Below are 21,439 nucleotides of genomic sequence, written 5' to 3'. Positions count from 1 at the left end.
CCTCTTCCGACAACCGACCCTGCCGGGGGTCTGCGGTGCGTTGCCGAGTGCAATGCACTGACTTCTTGGCTTAGCACCTGATATGTCCTGAGTCAACCGAAAGGCCCGGGAAACGCGTTTCCGGCACCGCCGCGCAGGCGCAGCGCCGGCCGGAACCGCGGCAGCGCGTTGTGCGGGCGCTCGTCGAGCAGCGCGCCGAGGACGCGGCGCGCGTCACGGACCGTCCGGGGGTGCGACGGGCCGTGCCGGGAGGGGAGTTCGAGGCTCGGCACCTCGGCCACCCGCAGCCCGTAGTGGAGCGCGTGCACGACCAGTTCGGCCCCGAGCTCCACCCGGCCGGCGCGCAGGTCGAGCAGGCCGAGGAACTCCCGCCGGAAGGCGCAGCAGCCGCACCGCAGATCGGTCAGCCGCTGCCCGTACAGCTGCCGGGCGAGCCGGAGCAGCGCCCGGTGGCCGAGCCGGCGGGTCAGCGGATAGTCGCCGCCGTCGCCGCCCGCGATGAAGCGCGAACCCTTCACGAAGTCGAAACCGCTCTCCAGGTAGTGCAGGTAGTGCGGGATCTCCCCGGGCGACATGGCGCCGTCGGCGCCCATCAGGACCAGGTGGTCGCCCGTGGCGGCCAGCAGTCCGGTGTGCGGGACCTCGCCCGCCGTGCGGTCCCACGGGCCGAGCCGGCGCACCGCGACCCCCGCCGGCGGGAGCCGTCCGGCGGTCCCGGGACCCCCGCCCACCAGCACGACCTCCCGCACGGCGGGCGGCAGCCGGTCGAACATCCAGGCCGGATCGCGGTCACCGGGCCGCACCGCGACCACCAGGCTCGCCGTCCGTCCCGGGGCGGCCGGGGCGCGGTCCGTGGCCCGGCGCATCGGATGCGGTTCGCCGCTCGTGGCACCCATGGGACGCCCTCCGGATGGCCGTGGACCCTCCCAGGATCGAGCGCGCCCGGCGCCCGGGTCAAGGACCGCCCCGGCCCGCGCGTGCGGGGTTACAATCCGGACATGGCAGGGCGAATCGAGGACTACGCCCTCATCGGCGATCTGGAGACCGCGGCCCTCGTCGGGCGGGACGGCTCGATCGACTGGTGGTGCGCCCCGCGCTTCGACTCGCCCGCCTGCCTCGCCGCCCTCCTCGGCGATCCCGGGCACGGCCGCTTCGCCCTCGCCCCCGCCGGCAACCGCGTCTGCAACCGCCGGAGTTACCGCGGCGACACCCTCGTCCTCGACTCCGTCTGGGAGACCGTGGACGGCGCCGTCCGCATCACCGACTTCATGCCGCCCCGTCAGAACGGCCCGCGCATCGTCCGGATCGTCGAGGGCCTCGCCGGACGGGTCGACATCCGGGGCGAGTTGCGGGTCCGCTTCGACCACGGCGGCGTCCGCCCCTGGACCCACGCCCTCGACCGGCGCACCGTCGCCTGCGTCGCCGGCCCCGACGCGACCCGGCTGACCTGCGGACCCGGCGCCGGCGAGCCCGTCGTCGGCCCCGACCGCACCGCCTTCGCCTTCCCGGTCACCGCCGGACAGCGCGTCACCTTCGTCCTCGGCTGGCACCCCTCGCACGCCCCCGCCCCACCCGCGCCCGACGTGCCCGACGCCCTCGACCGCACCCTCGCCTTCTGGAACGACTGGGCCTCCGGCCTGCGTTACGAGGGGCCCGCGCGCGAGGCCGTGATGCGTTCCCTGGTCACCCTCAAGGCCCTCACCTACGAACCCACCGGCGGCGTGATCGCCGCCGCCACCGCCTCCCTGCCCGAGTGCCTCGGCGGCCACCGCAACTGGGACTACCGCTTCTGCTGGCTGCGCGACTCCACCTTCACCCTCTCCTGCCTGCTGCGCAGCGGCTACCGCCGCGAGGCCCTGGCCTGGACCGACTGGCTGGTCCGCGCCGCCGCGGGCGACCCCGCCGACCTCCAGCCGCTGTACGGGGTCGGCGGCCAGCGCCGGCTCCCCGAGACGGTCGCCGACTGGCTGCCCGGCTACGAGAACTCACGCCCCGTCAGATTCGGCAACGCGGCCGTCGACCAGTTCCAGCTCGACATCTACGGCGAGGTCCTGAACACCGTCTACTCCGCCGTCCGGGCCGGGGTGCCCTTCGACGCGCACCTGTGGAGCCTGCTCGCCGCCCTGCTCGAATACGTCGCCAAGCGCTGGCGCGAACCCGACGAGGGCATCTGGGAAGTCCGCGGTCCCCGGCGGCAGTTCGTCCACTCCAAGGTCATGTCCTGGGTCGCCGCCGACCGCGCGCTGCGGCTCGCCCGGGTCGCCGGACTGCGCGGCTCGGTCCGCCGCTGGCAGGCCCTGCGCGCCGAACTCCGCGAGGAGGTCTGCCGGTCGGGCTGGAACGAGGAGCGCGGCGCCTTCACCCAGTACTACGGCAGCCGGCGGGTCGACGCGACCGCCCTGCTCATCCCGCGCCTCGGCTTCCTGCCCGCCCACGACCCCCGGGTGCTCGGCACCGTCCGCGCCATGGCCGGCCTCGACGACCGCGGCTTCGTGCGCCGCTACGACGAGGTCACGAACGGCGAGGCGCACGAGGTCGACGGCCTCCCCGGCACCGAGGGCGCCTTCCTCGCCTGCACCTTCTGGTACGCCGACGCGCTCGCCCTCACCGGCCGCCCCGCCGAGGCGAGAACCGCCTTCGAACGCGTCCTGGACGTGCGCAACGACGTCGGCCTGCTCGCCGAGGAATGGGATCCGGCCACGGGCCGCCAGCTCGGCAACATGCCCCAGGCCCTCAGCCATGTCGCCCTCGTCAACACCGCCTTCACCCTCGACGGCACCCGCCGCCGCGACCGCACCGCCGCCCGCCGCGCCACCGCGGCCTGACCGCCCCAGGCAGCCGCCCCCGCGCCGCCCCCCCGGCCGCCCCGCGCCGAGCCGCGTCGTTCGGGTGACTCCAGCGGGCGGACCCGGCGCCGAAGGGGTCGAATCGAGGCATGGCACCCTTCGACAGGCCCCGTACCGGCGGCTCACCACCCAGCATCGCCGCCGGCGACACCTGGTGGTACGCCGCCGTCGCCGGCGAGGCCGCCGGATCGTTCAGCGCCCGCATCCGCATACGCATGCGGCGCGCCTGCCTCGCCGCCGTCCTGCTGCTCACCGTCGCCTACGCCGGACTCGTGCTCACCACGACCGGCCGGCGCTGGGGCGACGCGGTCCTCGCCGGCCGGCTCACCGACCCGGCCGTCGCCCGCTTCCTGCGCGAGCACCCCTCGCTCCAGGGCGGCCTCGGCACCCTCTCGCTCCTCCTCGTCGCCCTGCTGCTCGTCGCTCTCGGGGTGCTCCGCAAGCGGTACGCGCAGCTGGGCGCCGCCCTCGGCACCGTCGCCGCCGCCCTGCTCGCCGCCGAACTCCTCCAGCGCTACGCCCCGGGCCCCCGCTACCTCGAAGCCGCCGGCCTCGCCGTGTCCAGCGGCTTCCCCAGCGGCCCGGCCGTCCTCGCCGCCGGCCTCGCCCTCGGCCTCACGCTCGTCGTGCCGCACCGGCTGCGCGGTGCCGCCGTCGGACTCGGCGCCCTGTGGGCCGTCGCCCTTGGCGCGTACTCCATCGCCTCCGGCCGGCACCGCCCCGGCGACGTCATCGCCGCCGACCTGCTCGTGCTCGCCGCCTTCGCCGCGCTGATCGCCCTGCTCGCCCGCAAGGGCAAGATCCGCCCCGCGTCCCGGCGCGGCCTGCCGCCGCAGCGGCTCCTCGTCACCGTGCCGCTCGCCCTGCTCGCCCTCGGCGGGCTCGCCGCCGGCGCCTACCTGCTCGGCGACTGCCTGCCCGCCGCCACCGGCCCGCTGCCCGCCGAGCTGTCCCGGACCGCCCACCGCTGCGGCCAGGCGCTCGCCGCCGGCACCGGCGCCGCCGTCGCGCTCGTCCTGCTCGCCCTGCTCCGTCGCGTCGACCTCGACCCCGGCAGCGCCCCGTACCGGATCACGCACCCCGTAGCCGAGGACCCCTTTCCCGAGGAGCACGATCACGAGATATCTTGATGTCGAGCAATCTTGCAGACGCAGACGCAGACGTGGAGCGGAGCACACCCGGTGACTGACTCGACCATCATCTACACGCACACTGACGAGGCGCCCGCCCTGGCGACCTACTCGTTCCTGCCCGTGATCCAGGCCTACGCCTCGACCGCCGGCGTGAACGTCGAGACGCGTGACATCTCCCTGGCCGGGCGCATCATCGCCTCCTTCCCGGAGCGTCTCGAGGAGGGCCAGCGCATCGCCGACGCCCTCGCCGAGCTCGGCCAGCTGGCCAAGACGCCCGAGGCCAACATCATCAAGCTGCCGAACATCTCGGCCTCCATCCCGCAGCTCAAGGCCGCCATCGCCGAGCTCCAGGCCCAGGGCTACGCGCTCCCGGACTACCCGGACGACCCGAAGACCGACGAGGAGCGCGACATCCGCGCCCGCTACGACAAGGTCAAGGGCTCGGCCGTCAACCCGGTCCTGCGCGAGGGCAACTCCGACCGCCGCGCCCCCGGCGCCGTGAAGAACTACGCCAAGACCCACCCGCACCGCATGGGCGCCTGGACCCCCGAGTCCAAGACCAACGTGGCCACCATGGCCGCCGACGACTTCGCCTCCACCGAGAAGTCCGTCGTCATCGCCGAGGACACCACCCTCCGCTTCGAGCACGTCGCCGCCGACGGCACCGTCACCGAGCTGCGCGAGCCGCTGAAGGTCATCGCCGGCGAGGTCGTGGACGCCTCCGTGATGCGCGCCGCCGCCCTCAACACCTTCCTCTCGGAGCAGGTCGCCCGCGCCAAGGCCGAGGGCGTGCTCTTCTCCGTGCACCTCAAGGCCACCATGATGAAGGTCTCCGACCCGATCATCTTCGGCCACGTCCTGCGCGCCTTCTTCCCGCGCACCTTCGCCACCTACGGCGAGGTCCTGGCCGGCGCCGGCCTCTCCCCGAACGACGGCCTCGGCACCATCTTCAAGGGCCTGGAGACCATCCCGCACGGCCTCGGCGAGGAGATCAAGGCCTCCTTCGACGCCGAGATCGCCGAGGGCCCGGCCCTCGCCATGGTCGACTCCGACAAGGGCATCACCAACCTGCACGTGCCGTCCGACGTCATCGTCGACGCCTCGATGCCGGCCATGATCCGCACCTCCGGCCACATGTGGGGCCCGGACGGCCAGGAGGCCGACACCCTCGCCGTCCTCCCGGACCACTCCTACTCCGGCGTCTACCAGGCCGTCATCGAGGACTGCCGCGCCCACGGCGCCTTCGACCCGGCGACCATGGGCTCCGTCCCGAACGTCGGCCTCATGGCGCAGAAGGCCGAGGAGTACGGCTCCCACGACAAGACCTTCGAGATCGCCGCGGCCGGCACCGTCCGCCTCGTCGACGCCGCCGGCACCACGGTCCTGGAGCAGGAGGTCGCCGAGGGCGACATCTTCCGCTCCTGCCAGACCAAGGACCTCCCGATCCAGGACTGGGTCAAGCTCGCCGTCACCCGCGCCCGCGCCACCGGCGCCCCGGCCGTCTTCTGGCTGGACGAGAACCGCGCCCACGACGCCCAGCTGATCGCCAAGGTCAAGGAGTACCTGCCGCAGCACGACACCGAGGGCCTGGAGATCAAGATCCTCTCCCCGGTCGAGGCGACCAAGTTCTCCCTGGAGCGCATCCGCCGCGGCGAGGACACCATCTCCGTCACCGGCAACGTGCTGCGCGACTACCTGACCGACCTCTTCCCGATCCTGGAGCTGGGCACCAGCGCCAAGATGCTGTCGATCGTCCCGCTCATGGCGGGCGGCGGCCTCTTCGAGACGGGCGCCGGCGGCTCCGCCCCGAAGCACGTCCAGCAGCTGGTCAAGGAGAACTACCTGCGCTGGGACTCGCTCGGCGAGTTCTTCGCCCTCGCGGCCTCCTTCGAGCACCTGGCCACCACCACGGGCAACGCCCGCGCCCAGGTCCTCGCCGACACCCTCGACCGCGCCACCGGCACCTTCCTCAACGAGGACAAGTCGCCGACCCGTCGCCTCGGCGGCATCGACAACCGCGGCAGCCACTTCTACCTGGCCCTCTACTGGGCCCAGGAGCTGGCCAAGCAGACCGAGGACGCGGAGCTCGCCAAGGCCTTCGCCCCGCTCGCCGAGACGCTCACCGCGAACGAGCAGAAGATCGTCGAGGAGCTGAACGCCGTCCAGGGCTCCCCGGCCGAGATCGGCGGCTACTACCAGCCCGACCCGGCCAAGGCCGCGGCCGTGATGCGCCCCTCCGCCACGTTCAACGAGGCCATCGCGTCCCTCGCCTGAACCACGCGGTAACACGGGGCGGCCCCGGCCGGAAGCTTTCCGGCCGGGGCCGTCCCGTCAGTGGCGCATCTGCGGCGCCGGTGTGAATCTGGACAGATGAGCTGGGCATCATGGACGACCGCCGGTGTCTACACCGGGCGTGGCGGGGTGCTGACCGACGAGGGCGGTGTCGTCACGGGCGATCTGACCGTGCACACCACCTATGCCGACGGCGAGGCACGTGTGGCCGTGCAGTACAGCGGCGCTTCCGACTGGTTCACCATGTCGGGAAGTCCGGTTCCCTGCGGATCGGAGGAGGAGAGCCGCGACCTGCACGACGCGGTCGTGGCGGCGGTACGGGCCGGGGGCGGTGCCACCGTTCCGTCCGTGCCGTACCTGTCGCCCTAGACCGGCGACCGGCGACCGGCGCGGGGAGGCGAGCGGCGCCCCTCGCGGAAACGGGCGGTCGGAAAACCGTTATCCGCACCGCTCCCGGTGGTCTCCTGATCGCGGACCGCATCCGGCGGCCGGCGCTGCGGGGCCGCAGCGGGCGACGAGGGAGCACCACACATGCACAGCGACGAGCACCGCACCGCCGCACTCGTCGAGGCGGCGCGGGCGGGAGACGCACGGGCCGGCGACGAGCTGGCCCGGGCCTGTCTGCCGCTCGTCTACAACATCGTGGGCCGGGCCCTCGACGGGCACGCCGACGTGGACGACGTGGTCCAGGAGACGATGGTGCGGGCCCTGGACGGGCTGCCCGCCCTCCGCGACCCGGCCCGCTTCCGGTCCTGGCTGGTCGCCATCGCGATGAACCGGATACGGCACCGCTGGCACGAGCGGCAGCAGGCGCCGCTGCCCGGCCTGGAGCGCGCCGCGGCGCTCGCCGACCCGGCCGGCGACTTCACCGGCCTCACCATCCTGCGGCTCGGGCTCACCGGCCAGCGCCGCGAGGTCGCCGAGGCCACCCGCTGGCTCGACGAGACCGACCGCGAGGTGCTGTCCCTGTGGTGGCTGGAGGCCGCCGGGGAACTGTCCCGCGCCGAGCTCGCCGAGGCCCTCGCCGTGCCGCCCGGGCACGCGGCCGTCCGCGTCCAGCGCATGAAGGAGCGCCTGGAGACCGGCCGCGCCGTGGTGCGCGCGCTGGCCGCCGTGCCGCGCTGCCCCGGCCTCGCCGAGACCACCGCCCGCTGGGACGGCGCCCCCTCCCCGCTGTGGCGCAAGCGCCTGGCCCGGCACGTCGACGGCTGCCCGCACTGCGCCCCCACCCGCTCCGGCCTCGCCCCGGCGGAGGGCCTGCTCGTGGGTCTGGCCCTGGTGCCGCCGCTGCTCGTGTGGGCGGGCCGGGGGAGTACGGGCCCGGCCCTGGAGACCGTGGCGGCGACGACCGGGCCGACCGGTGACGGCGCCGTGTCAGGGCCGGTGGGTGACGGCGCGGTGACGCCCGGTGCCACGGCCGGGATGCGGTCCGGGCCGCTGGTGGGCGCCGGGGCGGCCGTGGCCCTCGGCGCGCTGCTGTTCCTGCTGGTGCCGGGCGGCGGCTCCGCCGAGCGCGCGTCGGCCCGTCCGCAGGCCACCGCGCCGCCCGGGCCCGCCGCCACCCGCACCGTGGCACCGCCGCCCCCGGTGACGTCGAGCCCGGCGCCGAGGCCCGCCCCGACCCGTACCCCCGTACCGCGGCCCAGCACGGAACAGCGGGTCACCGCGCTGGTCAACCGGCACCGGGCCGAGGCCGGCTGCGGGCCGCTGCGGATCGAGCCGCGGCTGTCGGCCGTGGCCCGCTCCTTCGGCGCCGACCTGGTCGAGCGCCGGGCCCTGTCCCACATCGCCCCCGACGGCACCGACTCCGGCAGCCGGCTGACCACCGGGGGGTACGCGTGGAGCGCCTGGGCCGAGAACCTGGCCCGGGGGCAGCGGGCCCCGGAGGCCGTCGTCGCCGACTGGATGGCCGACCCGCCGCACCGGGCCAACCTCCTGGACTGCCGCTACCGGCACACCGGGGTGGCCGCCGTGCCCGGCCCCGACGGCACGGTCTGGGTGCAGGAGCTGGCGACCCCGCTGCGGCCCTGACCGGCCGCGCGGGTCGCCTGCCCGCGAGGCCGGCTCAGCGGCCCGAGGCGAAGTCCTGCACCCACCACGGCCCGTTGCCCGTGAGGTTGACCCCCACCCCGATGTCCTCGAAGGAGCAGTCGAGGATGTTCCGCCGGTGCGCCGCGCTGTTCATCCACGCGTCCACCGCCTGCGCGGCCGAGTGCGGCCCCCGGTGGATGTTCTCGCCCCAGGCCGACCACGCGTACCCGGCCGCCCTGATCCGGTCGCCCGCGTCCCGCCCGTCCCGGCCGGCGTGCGCGTAGTAGTTGCGCGCGGCCATGTCGTCGGCGTGCTTCTGGGCCGCCGTGCGCAGTCGGGAGTCCGACCGCACCGGCGGGCACCCCGCCTTCCGCCGTTCGGCGTTGACCAGATCCACCACCTCGGTGCCGTACGACCCGGCGCCCCGCGCCGCGGGGACGGCCCGGACGGCCGCGGCCGGGCCCGGGCCGCCCCCGCGGCCCTGGTCCGCCGCGTACACCCCGGTCAGCACCGTGACCGCGGCGGCCAGCGCGCCGGCCGCCGTCACCGCCGTACGGAAGAAGCGGGAGGGCCGGTCCGGTGTGTCGTACGCGTCGTGCCGCATGGAGCTCCGCTCTCTCGTTCCTCGATCCTGCCGGCGGTCACCCTGTCCGCCCGGAGGGAGGTCGACACCCCGCGTCAATCCTGGGGGTCAACCTCCTGCGGCACCACCGCGACCGGACAGGGCGCCAGGTGCAGGGCCGCGTGCGCGACGGAGCCGATCCGCGGGCCGATCGCCCCGCGCCGCGCGCGCCGGCCGACCACGAGCAGCTGCGCCGAGCCCGCCCCGGACAGCAGCACCTGACCGGCGCTGCCCAGCTCCACGTGCTCCGTCACCGGCACCCCGGGGAAGCGCTCCCGCCAGGGCGCCAGGGCCTCGCGCAGCGCCTTCTCCTCGTACGGCACGAGCCCGCCGGCCTCGTCGGCGAGCGCCAGCGAGCCGGGGCTGAACGCGAACAGCGGCGGCAGGCTCCAGGCCCGAACCGCCCGCACCGCGGCCCCGCGCGCGGCCGCCGTCTCGAAGGCGAAGCGCAGGGCCGCCGCGCTGTCCTGCGGCGTGCCGTGCTGGCCGACCAGGACCTCGCCGGCCGGCGGCTCGGCGGGCACGCCGTCCCGGCTGCGGACCGCGACCACCGGGACGGTGGACTCGGCGATGACCTGCTGGCCGTACGAGCCGAGGAGGAAGCCCGCGAGGGCGCCCTGGCCGCGCGAGCCGAGGGCCAGCAGCTCGGCCCGTCCGAGGGTGCCGAGCAGGGCGGCGACGGGCGTGTCGCCGATCAGCTCGGTGGTCAGCGCGAGGTCCGGGAAGCGCTCGGCGAGCGTCGCGGCCGCGGTGGCCGGCACCTCGCGCGCGGCCTTCAGCTGATCGGTCGGGTCCTGGACCAGCGGGAGGTCGAGCGGCTCCCAGCGCCAGGCGTGCACGAGTCGCAGCGGGAGGCCCCTGCGCAGGGCCTCCCGCGCGGCCCAGTCCGCCGCGGCCAGGCTCTCCGGCGAACCGTCCACTCCCGCGACGATCTCACGACTCATCAGGCTGCCTCCGTCATCCGTCGGGCGTGCGGCCCGCCCCGTCGGACGGACCCGCCACCCCCAGCTTGACCCGGTCCCGCGCCCGCCGACAGTGCCGTACGTCCCGACCGGCACGGGCGTAGGGCCCGTCCGACGGGCCCGGAGCCGGAGGAAACGGACTACGCCGGCAGGGTGAGGCGCGCGTGGGTGCCGTTCAGGTAGTGGTCGCCGATGTCGCGCAGGCGGTGGTCGGAGGGGACCGGGGAGGTGAGGGCGCGGGTGTTGCGCCAGAAGCGGTCGAAGCCGGGGGCGGGGCCGTGCGGGTCGGCGGCCGTGACCGGGTCGACGAGCTGGAGGACCCGGGCGGTGATGTCGAGGGCCGCGCGGTGCGCGACCGTCTCGGCCGCGGAGACGAGGACGGCGATGTCGGAGCGCTCCTCGAAGCCGAGCAGCCGCTCGGCGAGCAGCCCGCGCCCGAGCGCGTCGGTCGCCCGCTCGACCACGGCCGCCGCGGTGTGCGCGGAGGTCGCCAACTCTCCGTAGGCGCGCAGCAGATACGGGTCGTCGTGGGCCGCCGGGTCGGTGCCGTGCGGCGCGGCCGCCTTGCCGGCCCGGCTCACGTCCCGGGCCTCGGCGAGCGCGCCCTCGGCGATGCCGAGGGCCACGTGCACCAGGAGCAGCCGCAGGGCGAGCGGGGCGAGGGTGGCGGAGGGGGCGATCGCGTGCTCGTCGCGCGGGAGGGTGCCGAGCACCTGGCCGGCCTTGACCGGGAGCCGGTCGAAGGCGACCGTACCCGCGCCGGAGAGGCGCTGGCCCACCCGGTCGGCGGAGGGTTCGACGGTGACGGCCGGGTGCGCGGGGTCCACCAGGACGAGGAGCAGGTCGCCGGTCTCCGTACAGCGCGCGCCGACGACCAGCCGGTCGGCGACGGTGACGCCGGACGCGAAGGCGCCCCGTCCGTCGAGGAGGTAGCCGCGGCCGCCCGTCGGCACGAGGGCGAGCCCGGGCCGGCCGGGCTCGGGGCGCGGCGGTTCGACGGCGCCGGCGAGCAGCCACCGCTCCTCGGCGGTGCGGGAGTCGAGGGACAGCGGCCCGGCCGGCGCGCCGAGCAGCCGGGGGGCCCAGGACAGCACACAGTGGTGGGCGAGGAGTTCGCCCACCGAGCCGTCGGCGGCGGAGATCTCCCGGACCACCGCGCACGCCGTGCGCCAGGCGCCACGGCCGAGCGGCCCGGGCGCGGCGAGCAGGGCCGGCAGTCCGGCCTCCTGGAGCCGGGCGGCCTCGTCGTACGGCGCGCCACCGGCCCGGTCCCGGGCCACGGCGTCCACGGCCAGGTCGTCGGCGACCTCACGGGTGACGCGGGGCCAGATCGCGTCGTCCGCGCGGCGGTCGGCGGGCAGCACCCCGGCCGGCGCGGAGGCGGTGCGCGGGGCGGACTTCTTCGGCGTTCTCACGTCACCTCACATGATCCCTAGTATTCCCACTGGATTAGTAGGGATAGTGGCAGAGGGTCCGCCCCGGCCCCAACAGCTGTCCGTATCACGGACATTGCGATCCCGGATCGCGGACGCGAGCCCGGTGTGCCCCGGTCAGGGGTTGGTCCAGGCCTCCGGGTCGTCCGCGAGCGCCACCACCTCGGGCGGCAGGTCGGCGGCGGCCAGTTCGGCCAGCGAGACGCCGTCGAGCACCTGGCGCACGTTCGCCCGCAGCGCGACCCACAGGGTGAGCAGGGACTCCGCGGGACCGGTGTACGACAGCTCCGGCGGCCGCACCCCGCGCACCGACACCAGCGGCCCGTCGACGCAGCGGATCACGTCCGCCACGGAGATGTCCGCGGCCGGCTTCGCCAGCCAGTAGCCACCGTTGCCACCGCGCTGGCTCTGCACCAGGCCGCCCTTGCGCATGTCGCCGAGGATGCCCTCCAGGAACTTGTGCGAGATGCCCTGGACCTCGGCGATCGCCTCGGCCTTCACCGGCCCGGAGTCCCGGGCCGCGGCGAGCTGGAGGGCGGCCCGCACCGCGTAGTCGGCCCTGGCTGAAATGCGCATAGGCGCATTATGCCCACGCGCCCCCGGCACCCCTCCCCACGAGGCGCCCCGCGCCCGGCGGCCCCCGTGCGCCACCCCGCAGCGGGTGTCCCCTTCCCACCCCTTGACGCACGGGCGCGCCGCTCCCACACTCGGGAACGGGAAACCCGAGCGAACAGGTAGGGAATCATGGCAGCCGCGATCGCGCCGCACCGGACGGATCCCGCCCGGCCGCCCCGCGTCCCGGCCCTCACCTCGCGCCGCCACATCGACCTGCTGCGCGTCTGCAGCGCCGCGTAACGCCGGCCCGCGCGGCGCACGCCGGCCCTCCTTCCGCCGGCCCGTCACCGGCCCCACCGTCCGGCCCGTCCGGCACCCCCCTTCCCGTACCTCTGCTGCCTCCGCGCGCCGACCCCGCCCCGCCACCCGCCCGGCGGCCGTCGTGCGCGCCGCGACCCAGCACCGAGCACCCAGGGAGAACCATGTCCGTCGTCCCCTCCGCCGCCGCACCCTCCGCCGTCCCCTCGATCGTCCCCGCCACCACCGACCGGGGCTTCCGCGGCCGGATCGGCCGCGACGTGCGCAGCGGCCACTACCCCGTGCCGCACCGCTACCGCCTGCACCTGGCACCCGCCGACCCCGACTGTCTGGGCGTCGCCGTCACCCACGCCCTGCTCGGCCTCGACACCACCCTCCCGCTGCGCCTCCTGCCCGCCCTGCCCGACACCCCCGACGGCGGCTACACCGCGCTCCGCCCGCTGTACGAGGCCAGCGCCCACCTCTACCGAGGACCGGCCGCCGCGCCCGTGCTCAGCGACGACTGGACCGGCCGGATCGTCTCCACCCACGTCCCCGACATCCGGCGCGACCTCGCCCTGCGCTTCCGCGGCGAGGGACCCGAACTCCTCCCCGAGGACCGGGCGGACGAGATCCGCGCCGTCGCCGACCTGTGCGCCCGCAGCGTCGGCGCCGCCGCCCAGCGGGCCGGCGAGCTCGGCCTCGACGGCACCGCCGCCCACCACGACCCGCTCACCGTGCTCTTCGCCGCCCTCGGCGCGCTCGAACGGCGCCTCACCCGCGGTCCGTACGTCCTCGGCCACGCCCTCACCGCCGCCGACGTCACCGTCTGGGTCACCCTCGTCCAGCTCGACACCGTGCACCGCTGGCACCTCGACGCCGCGGCCACCGAGCGGATCGCCGACCACCCCGCCCTCTGGGCGTACGCCGCCCGGCTCACCGGACACCCCGCCTTCGGCCGGCACCTCGACATCGACGCCCTGCTCGCCCGCCACCACGCCCACTGCCGGGGCCGGGAGGCGGCCGGCGCCGCCATGCGCATCGTCGACTGGACGGCCGCGCGCGGCCACTGACCACCCGCGTGACCACCCGCGCCGGCGGCGACAGGCGCGGGCCCTGATCAGCCGAAGCGGCGGCCGGCCAGCGGCTCGGTCGCGTCGCCGCCCCCGGCCCGCACCCCGCGCAGGAAGGCCTCCAGGGCCTCCACCGAGCTGCGGACCGGTGCCCAGCCCAGCTCCCGGCGCGCCCGGTCGGTCGACATCACCGGCAGCCGCAGCACCGCGTCGAGGAGACCCGGTTCGGCCGGCGCCACCCGCAGCCGCCAGGCCGCCGACAGCGCCCCGCGCACCGCCGGCACCGGCACCCGCACCGGCCGCGCCCCGAACAGCGCCCCCAGCACCTTCCCGTCCACCACCGGCTCGGCCGCCAGGTTGAAGGCGCCCCGCACGTCGCGCACCAGCGCCCGCACGTACGCGTCCGCCGCGTCGTCCGTGTGCAGCGTCTGGAACCGCAGACCGGGCAGCTCCGGCAGCAGCGGCAGCAGATCCGGCCGCAGCAGCTGCCCCGGCACCCAGCGGCCCGCGAAGATCCGCCGCTGCTCGCTCGCCGACTCCTCCTTGAACAGGAACGCGGGCCGCATCCGCACCACCCGGGTCTGCGCGTGATCCCGCTCGAAGACGTCCAGGAGCCGCTCCACATAGGCCTTCTCACGGGTGTACGCGGCGCCCGGCCAGCCGTGCGTCGGCCAGGACTCCGACACCGGCACCCCGTCGCCCGGACCGGGGGAGTAGGCCCCGACCGACGACGCGCACACCAGGACCGGCACCCGGGCCGTGGCCACCGCGTCGAGCACCCGCACCGTGCCCAGCACGTTGGTGGCCCAGGTCGTCACCGGATCGTGCGTCGGCCCGAACCGCCAGGCCAGGTGCACCACCGCGTCGGCGTCCGACAGATACTGCGCGAGCCGCGGCTCGTCGCCCTCCAGCGACAGATCGACCTCCGCCCACTCGGTGCGCTCCAGATCCAGGCCGGGGCGGCGCCGGGACAGGCCGAGCACCGAACCGATCCGGCGCTCCCGGACCAGCGCGCGCACCACGCTCGTCCCCACGTTCCCGGTGGCGCCGGTGACCACCACGCGCAGTCGCTCGCTCGGGTTCATACCTCGACCTTCGGCCATTTTCCGGGCCCGCGCACCCGGGCGGCCCACGCGCGCGTCACGCATGGTGACGGTTTCGCTCGCGCGGGTGACCGGGTGCCCCCACCATGGGGTCATCACGGGGGGCCAGGCCCGCAGAGGAGGACCGGATGCTGCTCCCCGACCGCAACACGATCGCCCGACTGCTGCGCAGTTACCGCGCGCAGGAACGGCAGGTCCTGGCCCGGCCGCACGACCTGGCTGCGCGCCGGCGGTTCGAGGACACGGCGTACACGCTGTGCGTCCTGATGGGGGAGCGCACCGCGGGCGCGGCCGTCCGCGCCGCCGAGCGCTACACCGCGACGCCCGTTCCGCTCCTGAAGGTGGGCGGTTCGGACCGGACCGGTGGGGTATCCGCCGATTAGCGCCACGGGCGCCGGTCGGAACAGGCGGACCGGACGGACCACGCACCAGGGGCGGCGCGGCGGGAGGTGTCGACGATGGATGGCGCGAAGCTCTCGCCCCGAGAGCTGCGGATTCTCGCGGAGATCGAGGAGGACCTCGCCGCGGACACCGGGTTCGCGCGGGCCCTCGGCGCCGGCCGCACCCGCCTGCGGGCCCGGCTCGGATCGGGACGGTTCGCCGGGCCCGCCGCGGCCTTCTTCGGGCCCCTGGCGATCGTGCTCCTCGCGGTCGCCGTGGCCACCGGCACCACCGCCGTGATCTGGGTCTTCGCCGCCGTGTGGGTGCTCACCCTGCTCTGTCTCCTCCGGCTCCTGATGCGCTGGTCGCGCCGCCACCTGAACGGCGACGCGCAGCCGCGGCCGGACGAGCGCGAGGTCTGAGCCGGAAGGCGCCGGGCCCGGCGGCCGGGAAGGGGCCGCGGGGGAGTTCCCCGGCGGCCCGCCCGCCGTGTCGGGGGCACGGCCTGGCCCGGCGGCCCAGGACGGGGCCGTGGGAGTCCCCGGCGGCCCCTCCGCCGTGTCGTCCGCACGGCCGCCCCCCCCGCCGACGGCAGGGCCGGAGTGTGCGGTGTGGCGGCGCAGGGGCTTGGCCCGGCGGCCGGGAAGGGGGCCGCGCGGGGAGTTCCCCGGCAGCCCTTCCGTCGCGCCGGCGGCAAGGGCCGCGCCGTGCGGCGTGGCGACGAAAGGGCCGGGCCGGGCGGCCGGGAAGGGGGCGGTGCGGGGAATCTCCGGCGGCCCACGTCGTGTGGGCGGCACGGCCTGGCCCGGCGGCCGGGGACGGGGGCCGTGGGGGTCCACGGCGGGCCCTCCGCCGTCGTGCCTCAGTTGCCGCGGGCGCCGAAGCGGCGCCACAGCCACAGGGAGAGCGCCGCGCCGAGGGCCGCGCCGACCAGGGCGAGCGGCAGGCCGGCCGTGCGGCCGGAGGCCGAGGCGTCCTTGGCGGCGGCCCGGGCGGGCTCGCCCCGCGTCCCGGCGCTCGCGGCGAGCGCGTGCAGCGGGTCCCGGGCCGCCGGCGGACCGGCCTGCGCCCGGACGGCGGGCCGCTCGGCGGCGGCGGACGGCCGCGCCGACGCGCGGGCCGCGGGGAGCAGCGAGCCCACCGGCCGCACCTTCCCGTCCGCCGCGAAGCCCCAGTCGAGCAGCTCCCTGGCCTCCTCGTACACCGCGAGCCCGCCCCCGCCCTGCGGGTTCATCACCGACACCACCAGCGTCCGCGAACCGCGCTTCGCCGCCGCGATCAGGGTGTTGCCGGCGTTGCTCGTGTAGCCGTTCTTCACCCCGATCAGACCCGGATAGCGCGCCACCCCGCTCTCGCCCGTCAGCAGCCGGTTGGTGTTGGCGATGCCGTACGACCAGGAGCCGGCCGGGAAGTCGGCGTAACGGGTCGAGCAGTAGCGGGTGAACTGCGGGTCCTGGAGGCCCGCCCGCCCGAAGACCGCCAGGTCGAAGGCGGAGGACACCTGGCCCGGGGCGTCGTAGCCGTCCGGGGAGACCACGTGCGTGTCGCGCGCGCCGAGCGCGCGGGCCTTCTCCTGCATCTTCCGGGACATCGCCGTCCAGCCGCCGTTCATGGCGGCGAGGACGTGCACGGCGTCGTTCCCGGAGCTGAGGAACACGCCGTTCCACAGGTCCGACACCTTGTAGGTGTACCCCTCCTTCAGCCCGACCAGGCTGCTGCCCTCGCCGATCCCGGTCAGCTCGGCGTCGCTGACGGTGTGCCGCTCGTCGGGGTCGTGCCCGGGCAGCGCCGTCAGCGCGAACAGCGCCTTCAGGGTGCTCGCGGGCGGCAGCGGCTTGTGCGCGTCGCGTGCCGCGAGCACATCACCCGTGGAGGCGTCCGCGACCACCCAGGAGAGTGCGGAGAGGGCCGGGACCGGCGGCGCGCCCCGGAGCGGCTGCACCTGTGTGCCGGGGCGCCCGAGCCGTGCCGGGTCGACGACGTGCCGGGCCGGCGGGGTGGGCTCGGCCACCCCGGCCGGGGCGCCGGGCGGCGCGGCGGCGGGGGCGGCGAGCGCCGCCGGGGCGTACGGGACCGGCAGGGCGAGCAGCAGCGCCGCGGCACCGGCGGCGACATGACGGACAGCTGGCGTGACGATCATTCAGCCACCGTAGGAACGCCGCCCGGTGTGCGCAGGACGGAGTGCGCCGACCGGCCTAGCGCGGCGTGTCGGACGGCGGCGTGTCGTGACGCGGCGCGTCACGCCCGGGGCGGTCCGACGGGGGAGCGGTGCACGGGCGGTGCCCGCCCGGCCGGGATGTCGGTGCGGCAGGGCATCCTGGTGACGTGTCCTCACTCCCGTACCAGAGCAGGCCCGTTGCCGCGGGCGGCGCCCCGGCGCCCGGCGAGCACATGCTCGTCTGCGGCGACGACGTCCTCGCCCACCGCCTCTCCGCCGAACTCCACGAGATGTACGAGGCGCGGGTCACCCTCCTCGTGCCCGGCCCCGGCACCGCCCCCGACCGGCCCGCCGCCCGCACCGGCCGGGCCATGGCCCTCTTCGGACGGGTCACCGCGGCCGTCACGCGCACGGCGGGCCCCGCCCCGGCCGGTACCGGCGCCGACGGGACCGGCGGACGGACGATCCGGGTCGTGGAGAGCGCCGAGGTCGACGACTCCGTGCTGCTCGACGCGGGCGTGGAGCGGGCCGCCGCGCTCGCCCTGGTCTACGAGGACGACGAGCGCAACATCCGGGCCGCGCTCACCGCCCGCCGGCTCAATCCGCGGCTGCGCCTGGTCATCCGGCTCTACAACCGGCGCCTCGGCCAGCACCTGGCCACCCTGCTCGACCAGGCGGCGGCCGTCGCCGAGCCCGGCCTCGACCCCGAGAAGCCGGACGCCACCACCACGGTGCTCTCCGACGCCGACACGGCCGCGCCCGCGCTCGCGGCGACCGCCGTGGCCGGCAGCAAGAAGATCATCCAGGCCGGCGGACTGCTGCTGCACGCCGTGGACCGCACCCCGCCCGCGCCCGGCGAGGTCGCCGATCCGGGCCTGTGCACCCTCGCGCTGCTGTCCTCGACGACCAGCGACCCGGCCGGCTGCGAGGGCTCCGAGCGCAGCGGACCGCTCGGCCCCCGGCTGCTGCCCGGGGACGCCGAGGTCGCCGCCGCCACCGGGCGCGGCATCGTCGCGCTCGAAACGGTCCGCTACGAGGGACCCGCGCAGTCCACCGGCTGGCTCGGCGGTTCCGGGCTGCCGGTCGGCTCCCTCTTCTCGCGCCGGCTGCGCTGGTCGCTCGCCGGAGTGGCCGCCGCGGTCCTCGCCCTGGCCCTGGCCTCCACCCTCACCACGGGCGATCACCCCCTGCACGCGGCGTATCTGATCCTGCTCGACGTCTTCGCCATCGGCGACCCGGCCGTCGGCGAGCCGACCAGCCGTCAACTCCTCCAGATCCTCGCCGGATTCGTCGGACTGCTCCTGCTGCCCGTGGTGATCGCCGCGCTCCTGGAGGCCTTCGGCACCTTCCGCAGCGCCACCACCCTGCGCCGCCCGCCCCGCGGCCTGTCCGGGCACGTCGTGCTGCTCGGCCTCGGCAAGGTCGGCACCCGGGTGCTCGCCCGGCTGCGCCGCATGAACATCCCGGTGGTCTGCGTCGAGGCCGACCCCGAGGCCCGCGGCCTCGCGCTCGCCCGCCGGCTGCGGGTGCCGACGGTGATCGGCGACGTCACCGAGGAAGGCGTCCTGGAGGCGGCCCGGATCCACCGCGCCCGTGCCCTGCTCGCTCTCACCAGCGTCGACATCACCAATCTGGAGGCCGCGCTGCACGCCCGCTCCGTCAGCCCCGGACTGCGGGTGGCGCTCCGGCTGTACGACGACGATTTCGCCACCGCCGTCTACCGCACCCTGCGCACCGTCCACCCCGGCGCCCTCACCCGCAGCCGCAGCGTCTCGCACCTCTCGGCACCCGCCTTCGCCGGGGCGATGATGGGCCGCCAGGTGCTCGGCGCCATCCCCGTCGAGCGGCGGGTGCTGCTCTTCGCCGCGCTGGACGTCGCCGACCACCCGTTGCTGCGGGGCCGGCGGCCGGCCGAGGCGTTCGAGCCGGGCGCCTGGCGGGTGATCGCGCGCGGCGAGGCCGGGGTGCCGCAGGCCCGCTCGCGCTACCGGGCCCTGCCGGAACTGCCCGACGACCGGCCCCTCGGTCCGGGCGACCGCGTCGTGGTGGCCGCCACCCGGCGCGGCCTCGCCGCCCTCCACGGCCGCCGCACCCGCACCGGCGACGGCACCGCGACCTCCGGCGGACCGGCGGGCGGCGCTGTGGGGGAGCCGGTGGCCTGAGCGCCGGCGCCGGTGCCGGAGCCCGGACGGATGGGGTCACGGCGGCCGGGAGCGACGGTGAGCGGAAGCGGACGGCTGGGCAACTCCCTGGGGAAACGGCCCTGTTCAGCCTAGGATCTGACCGTCCGTGCCCGGATCCGTCCGTGCCCGGACCCGTTCGTGCCCGGATCCGTCCCGCGCCCGGCTCCGACCGCGACCGGCCGGTCGCGCTTCCGCAGTCAGGAGTGCCCTTCCGTGAACGCCCCGCACACCGCCCCCGCCGACCGGCCTTTGTATCGCCTGGATCCGGCCGGCGGCTGCCCGCACGCGGACAACGCCCGCTTGCTCGCCCAGGGCGCCGTGACCCCCGTGCTGCTCCCCGGCGACATCGAGGGCATGGCCGTGCTCGGCCACGACGCCCTGCGCGACTTCGTCTCCCATCCCGATGTCGCCAAGGGCCCCGGCCACTTCACCGCGCTCGCCGAGGGCCGCATACCCGAGGGCTGGCCGCTGCTCACCTTCGCCACCGTCCCGGGCATGACCACCGCCGACGGCGCCGACCACCGGCGGCTGCGCTCCCTGGTCAGCAAGGCCTTCACGCCGCGCCGCATCGAGGAACTGCGCCCGCGGATCGAGGCCGTGACCGCCGCGCTGCTCGACCGGCTGGAGGCGGCGGCCCGGGCCGGCGACGGCGTCGCCGACCTGCGCCGCCACTACGCCCTGCCGCTGCCGCTCGGCGTGATCTGCGAACTCCTCGGCGTGGCCGAGGAGCACCAGGACCGGCTGCACCGGCTGTCCAGCCAGGTCGTCGCCACCGACACCGGTCCCGAACAGGCCGTCGCCGCCAACCGCGAGCTGGTCGGACTGCTCGCCGCCCTCGCCGCCGAGAAGGCCGCCGCCCCCGGCGACGACCTCATCAGCGCCCTCATCGCCGTCCGCGACCAGGGCGGCGACCGGCTGGACCAGGGCGAACTGATCGGCACCCTGGTGCTGCTGATCATCGCCGGCCACGAGACCACCCTGAACCTGGTCACCAACGCGGTGCGCGCCCTGTGCGGGCACCCCGAGCAGCTCGCGCACGTCCGCGAGGGCCGCGCCGACTGGGCGGACGTGGTCGAGGAGACCCTGCGCTGGGACAGCCCGGTCAGCTACTTCCCGTTCCGCTACCCCGTCCGCGACCTCGTTGTCGACGGCACCACCATCCCGCGCGGCACCCCGGTGCTCGCCGGCTACTCGGCGGCGGGCCGCGACCCCCAGGCGTACGGACCGGACGCCGACCGCTTCGACGTCACCCGCGGACAGGCCGTCAAACACCTCTCGCTCGGGCACGGCGCGCACTACTGCCTGGGCGCGCCGCTCGCCCGGCTGGAGGCCACGCTCGCCCTGGAGGCGCTCTTCACCCGCTTCCCGGACCTTTCCCTCGCCGTCCCCGAGTCCGAACTGGCCCGGCACGCGGGCTTCGTCGGCAACAGCGTGCGCGCCCTGCCCGTACGCCTCGGCTGACCCGCCCCGTACGGCCGGAACCAGGTCCGGCCGCCCCGGCCGGCCGGGTCTCAGGCGGACCTTCCCCGCTCGGCGGCGGGGGAGGCCCGCAAGGCCGCGACCAGGCGCAGCAGATGCGCCTCGTTCCCCGCGAGGCCCGCCGCGCGCAGCGCCTCGTCCGCCTCCGCCATCGGATGCGTCAGCATCGCCGCCGCGTACGGCTCGAGCCGCGGGTCGGAGAGCACGGCCTGGGTGGACTCGAGCAGCCGGAGATAGGCCTGCGCTGCGGCGCGCTCGCGGCCGGTGACGGGCGTCATGTCGGGCTCCCTCTCGACGGTCTGAGGCTGTCTCACCCCACCCTCTCGCACGGGTCTGACAATCGGGGTGAACCGCCCCGCGGGGCCCGCCCGATCAGGCCCCGTCGAGCCGCGCGGCGAGCCGTTCGAGGAACACCCGTTGCCCCTCGACCAGCAGCGGCGCGGCCTCCGCGAGGCCGAACCAGCCGACCCGGTCGATCTCCGGGAACTCCCGCATCACGCCCGAGCCGCGCGGCCACTCCATGGTGAAGGTGCCCGGCACCACCCGCTCCGGGTCGAGATCCGCCTCCACCGCCCAGACGGTGACGAGCTTTCCGTTGCGCTGGCGCTGCTCCCCGAGCGCGAGCCAGGCGCCGTCCGGCGCGGGCAGGCCCAGCTCCTCGGTGAACTCCCGGCGGGCCGCGGCCTCGGGCGTCTCGTCGGGCTCGTACTCGCCCTTGGGGATGGACCAGGCGGACTCGTGCCGCGCGGCCCAGTAGGGGCCGCCCATGTGGCCGATGAGCACCTGCGGGAGGCCGTCCGGAGTGCGGCGGAAGAGCAGGAGTCCGGCGCTGCGCTTGTCGGGCATACCGCCCAGTGTGGCGGAGCGGGGCCGCCCGCACACCCCCGCGTC

20 protein-coding genes are annotated in these 21,439 nt (G+C 76.1%); 11 read left to right on the top strand and 9 right to left on the bottom strand.

Features of this window, described 5'->3' with window-relative positions:
• Positions 1 to 92 precede the first annotated feature (92 nt).
• Positions 93 to 896 carry a glycosyltransferase gene (locus tag ACIGW2_RS14155; RefSeq protein WP_399843674.1) on the bottom strand — a complete coding sequence of 268 codons (804 nt, stop codon included), beginning with the start codon at positions 894 to 896 and terminating at the stop codon, positions 93 to 95.
• A gap of 102 nt (positions 897 to 998) precedes the next feature.
• Here ACIGW2_RS14155 and ACIGW2_RS14150 point away from each other — a divergent pair, with 102 nt between their 5' ends.
• The 5 genes from ACIGW2_RS14150 to ACIGW2_RS14130 all read left to right on the top strand — a co-directional run bounded on the left by ACIGW2_RS14150 (position 999) and on the right by ACIGW2_RS14130 (position 8,302).
• Positions 999 to 2,825, top strand: coding sequence for a glycoside hydrolase family 15 protein (locus ACIGW2_RS14150; protein ID WP_391655067.1), 1,827 nt, complete (start codon positions 999 to 1,001; stop codon positions 2,823 to 2,825).
• Between the two features lie 110 nt (positions 2,826 to 2,935).
• A complete protein-coding gene (locus ACIGW2_RS14145) occupies positions 2,936 to 3,976 on the top strand; it encodes a phosphatase PAP2 family protein (RefSeq protein ID WP_399843672.1) in 1,041 nt (346 codons plus the stop codon).
• A 51-nt stretch (positions 3,977 to 4,027) separates the two neighbouring features.
• The gene (locus tag ACIGW2_RS14140; protein ID WP_399843669.1) at positions 4,028 to 6,253 is read left to right on the top strand and encodes an NADP-dependent isocitrate dehydrogenase; all 2,226 of its coding nucleotides are present in this window, start codon (positions 4,028 to 4,030) and stop codon (positions 6,251 to 6,253) included.
• A 96-nt stretch (positions 6,254 to 6,349) separates the two neighbouring features.
• Positions 6,350 to 6,640 carry a hypothetical protein gene (locus tag ACIGW2_RS14135; protein WP_361582371.1) on the top strand — a complete coding sequence of 97 codons (291 nt, stop codon included), beginning with the start codon at positions 6,350 to 6,352 and terminating at the stop codon, positions 6,638 to 6,640.
• A gap of 162 nt (positions 6,641 to 6,802) precedes the next feature.
• Entirely contained in the window at positions 6,803 to 8,302 is a 1,500-nt protein-coding gene (locus ACIGW2_RS14130) for a sigma-70 family RNA polymerase sigma factor (RefSeq protein ID WP_399843666.1), read from the top strand.
• Between the two features lie 34 nt (positions 8,303 to 8,336).
• Here the strand turns inward: ACIGW2_RS14130 and ACIGW2_RS14125 are convergent, their stop codons facing one another.
• From ACIGW2_RS14125 to ACIGW2_RS14110, 4 genes are all read right to left on the bottom strand, one after another.
• Positions 8,337 to 8,906, bottom strand: a complete 570-nt coding sequence (locus ACIGW2_RS14125) for a CAP domain-containing protein (protein WP_399843663.1) — start codon at positions 8,904 to 8,906, stop codon at positions 8,337 to 8,339.
• Between the two features lie 74 nt (positions 8,907 to 8,980).
• Entirely contained in the window at positions 8,981 to 9,868 is an 888-nt protein-coding gene (locus tag ACIGW2_RS14120; protein WP_399843660.1) for a universal stress protein, read from the bottom strand.
• Between the two features lie 158 nt (positions 9,869 to 10,026).
• Positions 10,027 to 11,301 (bottom strand): acyl-CoA dehydrogenase, encoded by a 1,275-nt coding sequence (locus ACIGW2_RS14115; protein ID WP_399843657.1) that lies wholly within the window; start codon positions 11,299 to 11,301, stop codon positions 10,027 to 10,029.
• A gap of 135 nt (positions 11,302 to 11,436) precedes the next feature.
• Positions 11,437 to 11,895, bottom strand: coding sequence for an RrF2 family transcriptional regulator (locus tag ACIGW2_RS14110; protein ID WP_391655074.1), 459 nt, complete (start codon positions 11,893 to 11,895; stop codon positions 11,437 to 11,439).
• A gap of 168 nt (positions 11,896 to 12,063) precedes the next feature.
• On the opposite strand from ACIGW2_RS14110, the gene ACIGW2_RS14105 reads away from it, so the two are divergent.
• On the top strand, positions 12,064 to 12,174 hold the full coding sequence (locus ACIGW2_RS14105) for a putative leader peptide (RefSeq protein WP_399843653.1): 111 nt from the start codon (positions 12,064 to 12,066) through the stop codon (positions 12,172 to 12,174).
• 182 nt (positions 12,175 to 12,356) lie between these two features.
• Complete coding sequence (locus ACIGW2_RS14100; RefSeq protein ID WP_391655076.1) at positions 12,357 to 13,244, top strand: glutathione S-transferase C-terminal domain-containing protein; 888 nt, start codon at positions 12,357 to 12,359, stop codon at positions 13,242 to 13,244.
• A 47-nt stretch (positions 13,245 to 13,291) separates the two neighbouring features.
• Here ACIGW2_RS14100 and ACIGW2_RS14095 read toward each other — a convergent pair whose 3' ends face one another.
• On the bottom strand, positions 13,292 to 14,329 hold the full coding sequence (locus ACIGW2_RS14095) for an NAD-dependent epimerase/dehydratase family protein (RefSeq protein ID WP_399843650.1): 1,038 nt from the start codon (positions 14,327 to 14,329) through the stop codon (positions 13,292 to 13,294).
• A 146-nt stretch (positions 14,330 to 14,475) separates the two neighbouring features.
• Between ACIGW2_RS14095 and ACIGW2_RS14090 the strand changes: the two genes are divergently transcribed.
• Together ACIGW2_RS14090 and ACIGW2_RS14085 are read left to right on the top strand one after the other, a co-directional pair.
• On the top strand, positions 14,476 to 14,730 hold the full coding sequence (locus tag ACIGW2_RS14090; RefSeq protein WP_391655078.1) for a DUF5133 domain-containing protein: 255 nt from the start codon (positions 14,476 to 14,478) through the stop codon (positions 14,728 to 14,730).
• A 75-nt stretch (positions 14,731 to 14,805) separates the two neighbouring features.
• Complete coding sequence (locus ACIGW2_RS14085; protein ID WP_391655079.1) at positions 14,806 to 15,150, top strand: DUF3040 domain-containing protein; 345 nt, start codon at positions 14,806 to 14,808, stop codon at positions 15,148 to 15,150.
• Between the two features lie 440 nt (positions 15,151 to 15,590).
• Here the strand turns inward: ACIGW2_RS14085 and ACIGW2_RS14080 are convergent, their stop codons facing one another.
• Positions 15,591 to 16,868, bottom strand: a complete 1,278-nt coding sequence (locus ACIGW2_RS14080; RefSeq protein WP_399843646.1) for a D-alanyl-D-alanine carboxypeptidase family protein — start codon at positions 16,866 to 16,868, stop codon at positions 15,591 to 15,593.
• A 251-nt stretch (positions 16,869 to 17,119) separates the two neighbouring features.
• Between ACIGW2_RS14080 and ACIGW2_RS14075 the strand changes: the two genes are divergently transcribed.
• Positions 17,120 to 19,048 carry an NAD-binding protein gene (locus tag ACIGW2_RS14075; protein WP_391655128.1) on the top strand — a complete coding sequence of 643 codons (1,929 nt, stop codon included), beginning with the start codon at positions 17,120 to 17,122 and terminating at the stop codon, positions 19,046 to 19,048.
• 234 nt (positions 19,049 to 19,282) lie between these two features.
• Positions 19,283 to 20,530, top strand: a complete 1,248-nt coding sequence (locus tag ACIGW2_RS14070) for a cytochrome P450 (RefSeq protein ID WP_391655081.1) — start codon at positions 19,283 to 19,285, stop codon at positions 20,528 to 20,530.
• A gap of 50 nt (positions 20,531 to 20,580) precedes the next feature.
• Here ACIGW2_RS14070 and ACIGW2_RS14065 read toward each other — a convergent pair whose 3' ends face one another.
• Both ACIGW2_RS14065 and ACIGW2_RS14060 read right to left on the bottom strand, forming a co-directional pair.
• A complete protein-coding gene (locus ACIGW2_RS14065) occupies positions 20,581 to 20,826 on the bottom strand; it encodes a hypothetical protein (protein ID WP_361582337.1) in 246 nt (81 codons plus the stop codon).
• 94 nt (positions 20,827 to 20,920) lie between these two features.
• Positions 20,921 to 21,394 carry an NUDIX domain-containing protein gene (locus tag ACIGW2_RS14060; RefSeq protein WP_356069745.1) on the bottom strand — a complete coding sequence of 158 codons (474 nt, stop codon included), beginning with the start codon at positions 21,392 to 21,394 and terminating at the stop codon, positions 20,921 to 20,923.
• Between the last annotated feature and the right edge of the window lie 45 nt (positions 21,395 to 21,439).

The organism is Streptomyces sp. NPDC053541 (assembly GCF_044544705.1).
GTDB lineage: Bacteria > Actinomycetota > Actinomycetes > Streptomycetales > Streptomycetaceae > Streptomyces.
This window is presented reverse-complemented; position numbering and strand designations above follow the sequence as displayed.